We start from the raw sequence: 11,999 nt of genomic DNA, 5'->3' as shown, positions 1-11,999 counted from the left end.
ATTTAAATCAAATTAAGCATTGGATGTCTGGTTTATATGCAATTTAAAAATCGAGTTTCTTTCAAGCGCTATTCCGCATTAATATTATTTAGTGTTGGTAGTGCTTTGGCAGTCACTCAGGTTTTTGCTTCGCCAGTGGGTTTAAAAGGCTATGTCATGACGATTCAGATGACACCTGCTGTTTGCGAAATTGATAGTTCACTGAAGAAAAAACGTAAATGCTTAGAAGGCTACTCTCTCAATATTGTGGGTTTGATGCCAGAGACGAATCAAAGCGATTGTGCGACATTATCTTCTGCAAAGTTATCGCCGTTACAATCCAAAGTGGTGGCCAGTGTGATGCCTGATGAGTATGCCCGTCATTCCCTCTGGGCAAACATCGGAGGCTGTGTGCCTTTAAGCGCCAGTCAGTATTTTAGAGATATTATTAAGAAGGCAGAACAGCTCAAAATTCCAAATGATTTAAGTGTCATGGGAACTAAGGATATGACATTAGTATCGCTCCGAAATCAATTCTTAAAACTAAACCCAAGTTTAACAAAAGATGCGATCCGTTTTAGTTGTCAAAAGCATAAAGGTGCAGCGATGCTGACTGATATCCATGTATGCTATACGACCAAGGGGCGATATAAACAATGCCCAAGTCAAATGACAACGACATGCCCAAGCGTTATAACCATCAAAGGCGCTTACTAGGCTTTTATTCTTTTTTATTCATTTTTCCTATTATACTTTTGTTGAAATTCAAGCTCTTTTTCATGCACAGCGTGAATGATTGGAGTACAATCTTGGCGTTTATGTTTTTTAGATTAAATGGAACAACTGTTTAATCGCATTGAATATCCTCTATGGAGATAATTAGATGAAGCAAGCCGTTCGTGTTGCCGTTACAGGCGCTGCAGGTCAAATTGGTTATAGCTTACTTTTCCGTATCGCAAGCGGCGAAATGTTGGGTAAAGATCAACCAGTTATTTTGCAATTATTAGAAGTTCCTTTCGAAAAAGCTCAACAAGCGCTTAAAGGCGTAATGATGGAGCTTCAAGACTGTGCATTCCCTCTTTTAGAAGGTATGGTAGGTACTGATGATCCTAAAGTTGCATTTAAAGATGCTGACTATGCGTTGTTAGTAGGTTCACGTCCACGTGGTCCTGGTATGGAACGTGCTGATTTATTAAAAGTAAATGGTGAAATCTTCATCGGTCAAGGTCAAGCACTTAACGAAGTTGCTAGCCGTGACGTGAAAGTTCTAGTTGTTGGTAACCCTGCAAATACGAATGCTTATATCGCAATGAAATCTGCTCCAGATCTTCCAGCGAAAAACTTCACAGCGATGTTACGTCTTGATCACAATCGTGCTGCATCTCAAATTGCGGCTAAAACTGGTAAAGCAGTTAAAGATATCAAAACGCTTACTGTTTGGGGTAACCACTCTCCTACAATGTATGCTGACTACCGTTTTGCTACAATCAACGGCGAAAGCGTTAAAGACATGATCAACGACCAAGATTGGAATGCAAATACATTCCTTCCAACAGTTGGTAAACGTGGTGCTGCGATTATTGAAGCACGTGGTTTATCTTCAGCTGCTTCAGCTGCAAATGCTGCGATCGATCATATGCGTGATTGGGCGCTTGGCACAAACGGAGAATGGGTAACAATGGGTATCCCTTCTGACGGTTCTTATGGTATTCCAGAAGGTGTGATGTTCGGTTTCCCTGTGACAACTGAAAACGGTGAATACAAAATCGTTCAAGGTCTTGAAATCGATGAGTTCAGCCGTGAGCGTATCAACTTCACGCTAAATGAACTTGAAGAAGAACGTGCAGCAATTGCTGACATGATTAAATAATTTGATCTTAAACGATTAGATTAGAAAAAAGCACTTCTTCTTGGAGTGCTTTTTTTATTGATAAAAAATAATAACTTCTACAAAAAATAACATGAACACGCCAAGTGAATAGCTGATTATTTAAACTGAACAGGTTAGGATTTTATGGTTGAAACAATCATGGATCAGAGGAGTAGACAATGTTTGATGAACAGCCGACCTTGGAATTGTTATTTGAACAACTTGGTTTAGATTCAGATCAAGATGCTATTGAAAAGTTTGTGGAAGAACATCAGTTAGACCAAAACACACCTTTACACAAAGCGAGTTTCTGGTCTAAAAATCAACATGACTTTATTATTGAACACTGGAAAAAAGATGACGAATGGGCGATTCCAGTCGATACTTTAAATGCTTTGCTACATCAACAAGATGGTGCAGAAAAATAACAACACAATTTGATACAAGAAACCTAGCGCCAATCGCTAGGTTTTTTGATGAATCTATAATAAATTTGATGAATAAGAATACACAATATAATTGATAAGGAGGGCGAGATGCTCAAACAACACCAACCATCCTTGGAATTACTATTTTCTCAGCTTGGACTTGCCAATAGTGCTGCCGCGATTGAACTATACGTGCGAACCCATCAGTTGGCTGCCAATGTGTCATTGCATGACGCTCCATTTTGGAATAAATCTCAACGTTCTTTATTGATTAGCCATTTGGTGCAAGATGATGATTGGGCTATTTGGGTGGATGAGCTGAATCAACAGTTGCACTTAGATTCTTCTAAACTGCAATTGGCTTAATTTAAGAGTAAATGAGCATTAAAGAAGAACGTTCAAAAAAAATTCAGCTTAGCGTTTGAAATAAAACACCTGACGTTTTAGAACGCTTAGCTCATCAGAAATAAAAAAGACTCGGATTTTTTAAATCCGAGTCTTTTTTATTTGAGCATTATTTAAATGATTGATCTTCTTTGCAATATATACATGAGTTGAAAAAGTTTTCGCCCACTTAAAGTATTTCCGAGATATTGCAACTCATATTGAGACGTTAGCTCACAATTTTAAAGTCGTCTTGTTTTTAGTTTGCTTGTTTTTTTGGGTGCAATGCCAAATGAGGACACGTCTTAATATTCACTTGAAAGATACTTTTAATCAGGACTGGATTGAAGGTTGAGATACTTTCGACTTCACGCTATGTCGAAAAGTCAATTTTATATCGATAACAAGCATGCCTAGATTTTGATTTTTTTGAGCATGTTGTGCAAAACAACGCTGTCGAAATTTATTTCTTATGATTTCACGAGTGATGGTAGACGCTAATCCTCATAGTCAAAAAACAATAGAGCATTTTGAAGAACCTGGCCGTAATAAGGTGGAAATCTCATTTCTTTCTCTTATTTTCCTCTTTTAGACAACCAAGCATCGTTTATTGCGTAATTTTAACTACTTTTGGTCGGAAGCAAGTTGCACTTCGTCTGAGGTTCTGAGATTTTTTTTTGCACAATATGGTAATTTATTTCACAAGTTTGGTCATTATGGTCAACTGGTTCACATTATTATAATAGATAAAAGCCCTGGAGGGCTATGAAATGCCTAAAATAAAAGTAATCTCTAAAGAAACGCATAATTTACTAACGGAAACCGAGGGAAGCAAAGTTGCTCTATCTGAAGCCTCTGTTGTTGTCCTCAAGATAAATAAAAATGATGTACTTAAAATAGAAAAAAATGGCACTGATGCTATTGTTACACTTAAAACTGGAGAACAAATTGTTATAGAGAATTTCTTTAACAATGGTGACAAGCAGTTTGAAAATAGTTTAGTTCTGGAAGACGATCAACATAAACTTTTATGGGTACAGTTTACCGATGCAAATGGAGCATTATTAGAAAATATAACATATGGTTATATTGAAAGTATTGAGCCACTTCTTTACAGCGATACTTATGCTGGACCCTTAGCTTGGGCTTTTATTCCTGCTACAGCTGGTGGAATATTGTGGTGGGCTGGTAATAGAAATAAAGATAATAATGATGGAGATACCACAGCACCGACGAAGCCCACTAGCCCAGAAGGCTTCATTGACAATCAAGGTGACAAACAAGGCACATTCTCAAGTGGCACAGCGACGGATGACAGCACACCTGGAATTATTATCGGTCCAATCACCACAGGTGAAACACCAAACTTAATCGTCGATGGTGTCAAAGTTCCGTCTATCTATGATCCAAATACAGGAACATTAACGCCTGTTAATCCACTTCCTGAAGGTTCACACGAAATTCGCTATACCATCACTGATCCAGCGGGGAATAGCAGTGAGCCCAGTGATCCGATACAAGTGATTGTGGATACCACAGCACCGACGAAGCCCACTAGCCCAGAAGGCTTTATTGACAATCAAGGTGACAAACAAGGCACATTCTCAAGTGGCACAGCGACGGATGACAGCACACCTGGAATTATTCTTGGTCCAATCACCACAGGTGAAACACCAAACTTAATCGTCGATGGTGTCAAAGTTCCGTCTATCTATGATCCAAATACAGGAACATTAACGCCTGTTAATCCACTTCCTGAAGGTTCACACGAAATTCGCTATACGATCACCGATCCAGCGGGGAATAGCAGTGAGCACAGTGATCCGATACAAGTGATTGTGGATACCACAGCACCGACGAAGCCCACTAGCCCAGAAGGCTTCATTGACAATCAAGGTGACAAACAAGGCACATTCTCAAGTGGCACAGCGACAGATGACAGCACACCTGGAATTATTCTTGGTCCAATCACCACAGGTGAAACACCAAACTTAATCGTCGATGGTGTCAAAGTTCCGTCTATCTATGATCCAAATACAGGAACATTAACGCCTGTTAATCCACTTCCTGAAGGTTCACACGAAATTCGCTATACCATCACTGATCCAGCGGGGAATAGCAGTGAGCCCAGTGATCCGATACAAGTGATTGTGGATACCACAGCACCGACGAAGCCCACTAGCCCAGAAGGCTTCATTGACAATCAAGGTGACAAACAAGGCACATTCTCAAGTGGCACAGCGACGGATGACAGCACACCTGGAATTATTCTTGGTCCAATCACCACAGGTGAAACACCAAACTTAATCGTCGATGGTGTCAAAGTTCCGTCTATCTATGATCCAAATACAGGAACATTAACGCCTGTTAATCCACTTCCTGAAGGTTCACACGAAATTCGCTATACGATCACCGATCCAGCGGGGAATAGCAGTGAGCACAGTGATCCGATACAAGTGATTGTGGATACCATAGCACCAACACAATCTGTCGTTATTGCATCAGTAACCGATGATGTAGCGCCAGGCTTAGGTAATGTTGTGAATAACGGAGCAACCAATGATACGACACCATTACTTGGAGGAACCATCAGCGCTGTTTTGAACAGCGGTGAACAAGTTGTTATTTTACGAGATGGAGCAGTCGTTGGAACTGCCACAGTGACAGGCACAACGTGGACATTTGCGGATGCTGGTTTAACCGATGGTCGTACTTATATTTATACAGCACGCGTAGAGGATGCGGCGGGCAATCGTGGTGCGATTTCTACCAACTATAGTATTTCAGTCGATACCATCGCGCCAACACAAACGGTAGTCATTAGTAATATTGTTGATAACGTAGCACCACAAATTGGAAATGTTTTAGATGGTGGCGTAACCAATGATGTTACCCCAGAACTGCAAGGTACGATCAGTACAGTGTTAGGCTTAGGTGAAGTTGTTGCGGTCTATCGTGATGGGGGTAAAGTGGGTACAGCAACGGTGACCAATTCGATTTGGACATTTGCAGATACCGGCTTGGCTGATGGCGTAAATTATGTTTATACAGCACGAGTAGAAGATGTTTCTGGTAACCAAGGTTTGGTATCGAATGACTATTCAATTACTGTAGATACGAGTGCACCAACCCAATCGGTCGTTATTTCAACAGTGACTGATGATGTAGCACCAGGCTTAGGAATTGTTGCGAATAATGGAGCAACTAATGATACGACACCATTACTTGGTGGAACCATCAGTGCTATTTTGAACAGCGGTGAGCAAGTTGTAGTATTACGTGATGGAGCAGTCGTTGGAACTGCAACAGTGACAGGCACAACGTGGACATTTGCGGATGCTGGTTTAACCGATGGTCGTACTTATATTTATACAGCACGCGTAGAAGATGGCGCTGGCAATCGTGGTGCGATTTCTAGCAATTATAGTATTTCTGTCGATACCAGCGCGCCAACACAAACAACGGTTATTACGACTGTGCTGGATAACGTAGCACCTGGTTTAGGTACTGTTGCCAATGGTGGTACGACAAATGACACCACCCCAGAGCTACAAGGTACGATCAGTACGGTATTAGGCTTAGGTGAAGTTGTTGCAGTCTATCGTGATGGGGTTAAAGTTGGCACAGCGACAGTGACCAATACGACTTGGACCTATGTAGATAGTAGTTTAGCGAGTGGTTCAAGCTATACATATACAGCACGTGTCGAAGATGCAGCTGGCAATACAGGAAATAGCTCATCAAATTATAATGTAACCATTGAGACAGGTGGTCCAACACAAACTACAACAATTATTGCGGTGCAAGATGACTTCGCGCCACAAATTGGTACCGTTGCAAATAACGGCGCGACCAATGATACGACACCAGTGATTGAGGGGCAGATTAGTGCGGCGTTGAATGTTGGTGAAAGTGTGATCGTTCTACGTGATGGTGTAGTGCTTGGAAAAGCGACAGTTGCAGGAACTACATGGACATATAATGATACTGGTTTGAGTTCTGGATCAAATTATACCTATACCTCATATGTAGAAAATGCAGCATTCATCCAAGGTGGTATATCGAACTCTTATACCATTACGGTTGACACTGATGCGCCAACACAAACAACGATCATTACGACTGTGGTGGATAACGTAGCACCAGGTTTAGGTACTGTTGCCAATGGTGCCTTCACCAATGATGATACACCAAGTATTGAAGGAACGATTAGCGCGACTTTGGGTTCAGGCGAAGTTGTTGCGATATATCGTGATGGTGTCAAAGTTGGTACAGCAACAGTCACAGGTACAACATGGATATTTGCGGATGCTGGCTTGGCGAGTGGTTCAAGCTATACCTATACAGCGCGAGTTGAAGATGCTGCGGGCAACCAAGGCTTAGTGTCGAATAACTATGCAATCTCTGTGGATACCAGTGGTTCAAGCCAATCGGTACAGATCTTATCGGTTATTGATGATGTTGCACCACAAACAGGAGTGGTTGCGAATAATGGCGCGACCAATGACATCAGCCCGCAATTGACAGGCTCGATTGCAACAGCACTTACGGGCACGGAAACCGTTGTTGTATTACGCGATAATGTCGTGATAGGAACAGCAACAGTTACAGGAACCACATGGGCATTTAATGACAGTGGTTTGAGCAATGGCAATACCTATGTCTATACAACACGAGTTGAAACTGCAGGTGGTAATCAAAGCCCAGCATCAGCTGCGTATACGATTACGGTTGACACTGATGCGCCAACACAAACAACGATCATTACGACTGTGCTGGATAACGTAGCACCAGGTTTAGGTACTGTTGCCAATGGTGCCTTCACCAATGATGATACACCAAGCATTGAAGGAACGATTAGCGCGACTTTGGGTTCAGGCGAAGTTGTTGCGATATATCGTGATGGTGTCAAAGTTGGTACAGCAACAGTCACAGGTACAACATGGACATTTGCGGATGCTGGCTTGGCGAGTGGTTCAAGCTATACCTATACAGCGCGAGTTGAAGATGCTGCGGGCAACCAAGGCTTAGTGTCGAATAACTATGCAATCTCTGTGGATACCAGTGGTTCAAGCCAATCGGTACAGATCTTATCGGTTATTGATGATGTTGCACCACAAACAGGAGTGGTTGCGAATAATGGCGCGACCAATGACATCAGCCCGCAATTGACAGGCTCGATTGCAACAGCACTTACGGGCACGGAAACCGTTGTTGTATTACGTGATAATGTCGTGATAGGAACAGCAACAGTTACAGGAACCACATGGGCATTTAATGACAGTGGTTTGAGCAATGGCAATACCTATGTCTATACAACACGAGTTGAAACTGCAGGTGGTAATCAAAGCCCAGCATCAGCTGCGTATACGATTACGGTTGATACTGATGCACCAACACAAACGACGGTCATTACTCAAGTCATTGATAATTTTGCTCCACAAACAGGTATTGTTGCGAATAACGGATCAACAAATGATGTAACACCGAGTATTGAAGGAACGATTAGCGCGACTTTAGGCTCAGACGAAGTTGTTGTGATGTATCGTGATGGTGTCAAGGTAGGTACAGCAATAGTCACAGGTACAACGTGGATATTTGCAGATGCTGGACTTGTGGATGGTAATACGTATATCTACGCAGCAAGCTTAGAAGATGCTGCCGGCAACCAAGGTTTAGTATCGAATAACTATGCAATTTCTGTAGATACTTCTGCTCCTAGTGCTTCAAACCTGATTCAGATCTCTGCAATTAGTACAGATACAGGTATATCTAGCACTGACTTTTTAACGAATGATACGACCTTGACTGTCAGTGGTACGTTAACGACTGCTTTGAGTGTTGGAGAAAAAGTACAAGTATCTAATGATGGTGGTACGACTTGGATTGATGCAATCACAGCAGGTACGACATGGAGTTTGGTTGATGCTACCGTTCATAGCACTAACTTTAGTTATCTAGCACGTGTTGTTGATGATGCTGGTAATGTTGGAAGCACAGATACTCAAGCGATTGTGATTGATACTGTGGCACCGACTCAGTTAGTCACAATCACAAACTATACCGATGACGTTGGTGGAATGACAGGTAACTTTAACACGGGTTCAACAACAGATGACCGTACTCCCGTATTAAACGGCACCGTAAATTCTACCTTAGGAGCTGGTGAACAAATTGCTGTTTATCAGGTGAATGGTGGAAATACAAGTTTATTAGGATATGCAAATACAGTTGGAACAGCATGGACTTATGAGATCAGTTCTAATCTAAGTGATGGTCAATCATATACCTATTATGCGAGCGTTGTTGATGCGGCTGGGAATCTTGGTCCGCAAAGTAATAATTTATTGATTAACATTGATTTAACAGTAAATATCAATACTCAAAATACCTTAGATATTACCCCTATTATTAGTGGATCAACTGGTTTTAAAATTCTACCAGGTGAATATCTTGAAGTGACGGTGAATGGTCAGACTTACTCCTCTCAAACGGGTCAAGTTGTTATTGATGCATTAAATAACACTTGGTATGTGCAAATTCCTAATGATAAAGCTCTTCCTGTAGGCACCTATAATGTTGTTGCAACCTTAAAAGAAGCGACTGGATTGGTCATCACTCAGGATGATACTGCAAATGAATTAGTGGTTGCTCCTACACCTGTTGTAACAGTTGGTGCGGGTGGTGGTGATCCAGATCAAAAAGGAACAGCAGTCACGATTGGTCAAGAAGGTGTATGGCGAATTCATACGAACCAAACGATGCTGGATGCAAATGGGACATCATCTTCAACACTTGGAAGCTTTAGCAGTACTGCTATTCAGAGTAATGATGGTGGCAGAGGTTATGACACGCAAAATTATGTTCAAAATGCGACATTTATTGATTTTAACCGTGATGGTTTGATGGATCTATTTGCTGTTGATAATAGATACGATGATGGTCAACAAATGTTCTATTATAACGGAACGACGTATACAGCGTATCAAGTAGGTGCGTTTCCGAGTACTGGTCAACCAGGGGGATTCGCAGGAGATGTAAATACACCTGATAGCGCCAATACTTGGAGTTGGTATGGTGGGATCATGGCTATTGATAAAAATGGTGATGGTTTGGTTGATATGATTATAGGTGACCAAACACCTAATGATAGTGCAATTAGAGGTGGATACGGTTCTCAAATTGTTTTGAATAATGATGGAACTGTTTTTGGAATGTCAAAGGATGGTCATTTTGCAACGGATTACGCCACAATTGCTGATCGTCAGCCTATTGGACCTGATCAATCCCAGCCAGATATGGAGTTATCTGGGGTAGATATTAACAATGATGGTATTGTTGACTTTGCAATGCATAGCCAAAACATTGTTGCAGATGGTTCTAGAATTTCATCTTCTGGTGCATTAAGCGACAATAATGCGCGACTTGTAATTGCAAAAGGGACAAATACAGAGGCTTGGAACGTTGATCAGATTATCGACAACGTATTCCAGCGTGGTACAGATGATGATCCAGGCATTGGTAACGGTGTCGCAATGACATGGGCTGACTTCAACGGTGACGGTTACATGGATCTGTTCTTGGGTCGTGGTAGTGAAAGTGATACTGCTCCCTCAAGATCCGACTACACTGCTGAGGAATATGCAAGTCGTATCTACTTCAATGATGGAGCAGGTAAATTAATCTTTAGTGATCCGAATGGTGATGGGATTGGTAATCCTACTGCTGCTGGAAAATATGTATTTAGTGATAAGGTCGCTGGTGGTGCCTCTATAGCATTAGATTGGAACCATGATGGAAAGATGGATGTTATCGAATTGCCGGGAATGGGAAATAGTGGTGGCGTAGCTAATGCAGATAATACAGGTCCAATTAACTTATATACCAATACCACTGCTGCGGGCGTGGTGAGCTTTACAACCACTAATTTATTAACAGAAATCGGTAAAACGACGATTGGTACAAGTGCTGTTTCTGGAACGAATAGTGGTCCAGTGACAGGTGCGGTAGCGATTGATATAGATTGGGATGGTGATCGTGACTTATTGGCGTTCACTGTTAAAGGACAAACCACCTATATTGAGAATAAAAACAATGTCGCTTATGGAACCAGTATTCATTTAAGAATATTGGATGAAGAAGGGATTAATTCTTTATATGGTAATACAGTTCAATTGGTTGATGAGGCGACAGGACGTGTTGTTTCTACTCAAATGATCAATGCTCAATCTGGTAACCAAACCAATGACAGCACAGGGATTGTTGATTTCTATAATTTAGATGCATCAAAAACATATAGTGCAGTGATATTGCGCCAGAAAAATAATGCTGCAGCGGATGTTGGTGGTGTCACGAGTGTTGGAAGTAATACAGTTGAAATTGTAAATACTGCATGGGCTGGCTTGAAAGCAAAAGAAGCGAATCATGCCTATGTATTGACCACTGAGGCGGCCGACAATGTTGCTAATGCCAATAAGGGTAATGGCATTGTGGGTACGGGCTATAATGATACATTCTTTGCGACCTTAGGTAATGATATCTACAATGGCTCAGGTGGTACCACCACGATTTCTGGTATTAAATCATGGAGCAATACCGGTGGTTTAGATATCATTGATTATAAACTTGCAGGTAGCACGCCACTTGTCGTCGATCTGTCTATTTTAACAGCACAAAATACTGGCTTTGGTACTGTCACGCTGAAAAATATTGAAGGTGTTGCAGGTGGATCGGGTATTGATACACTCTCAGGTAATGCACTGAATAATTATTTTGATGGCCGTGGTGGGAATGATATTTTTGACTTAAGCAAAGGTGGACAAGACACGCTGATGTATAAGCTGCTTAATAATGCTGATGCAACGGGTGGAAATGGTTCAGATATAGTGAATGGATTCACGGTTGGAACTGTTGAGGCTACGCCTAATGCAGATATCATTGATATCAAAGATTTATTGGTTGGTTATACAGCCGATCTCGATGGTGCTGCACGTTATATTAATGGTGTAGCGACTATCGATACAGGTGACACGATTGCTAACTATATTAGTGTTACTCAAGTGGGTAATAATAGCGTGATTGGTATAGACCGAGATGGTGCAGTTGGTGGAATAAACTATACAACATTAGCGACACTAAATAATGTACGTACAGATTTGGAAACCTTACTTGCAAATCATCAAATCACAATTGGCTAAAATCTGTTTGATTAAAATTGGTTGAAAAAATGGTGCCTAGGCACCATTTTTTATGATCTTCAATGAGTATTTGAGATAAAACGGCTTGGTTGTATAAGGAATTAAAAACAAAGAATTAAAAACAAGGATTTATTTAATTTT

General features: G+C 41.3%; 5 protein-coding genes. All 5 read left to right on the top strand.

Annotated elements, in window-relative coordinates:
- Positions 1–36: 36 nt before the first annotated feature.
- The 5 genes from V5M36_RS13385 (at position 37) to V5M36_RS13360 (ending at position 11,858) form a co-directional block, all read left to right on the top strand.
- A complete protein-coding gene (locus V5M36_RS13385) occupies positions 37–696 on the top strand; it encodes a ribonuclease T2 family protein (RefSeq protein WP_338559872.1) in 660 nt (219 codons plus the stop codon).
- A 166-nt stretch (positions 697–862) separates the two neighbouring features.
- Positions 863–1,849 (top strand): malate dehydrogenase, encoded by a 987-nt coding sequence (locus tag V5M36_RS13380; protein ID WP_338559870.1) that lies wholly within the window; start codon positions 863–865, stop codon positions 1,847–1,849.
- Positions 1,850–2,028: 179 nt separating this feature from the next.
- On the top strand, positions 2,029–2,277 hold the full coding sequence (locus V5M36_RS13375) for a DUF2789 family protein (protein WP_338559868.1): 249 nt from the start codon (positions 2,029–2,031) through the stop codon (positions 2,275–2,277).
- 108 nt (positions 2,278–2,385) lie between these two features.
- A complete protein-coding gene (locus tag V5M36_RS13370; RefSeq protein WP_338559866.1) occupies positions 2,386–2,643 on the top strand; it encodes a DUF2789 family protein in 258 nt (85 codons plus the stop codon).
- 788 nt (positions 2,644–3,431) lie between these two features.
- Positions 3,432–11,858: an Ig-like domain-containing protein gene (locus V5M36_RS13360; protein ID WP_338559864.1), complete on the top strand. Its 8,427-nt coding sequence runs from the start codon at positions 3,432–3,434 to the stop codon at positions 11,856–11,858.
- Positions 11,859–11,999 lie beyond the last annotated feature (141 nt).

It is taken from the genome of Acinetobacter sp. KS-LM10, from assembly GCF_036896575.1.
GTDB lineage: Bacteria > Pseudomonadota > Gammaproteobacteria > Pseudomonadales > Moraxellaceae > Acinetobacter > Acinetobacter avistercoris.
This window is presented reverse-complemented; position numbering and strand designations above follow the sequence as displayed.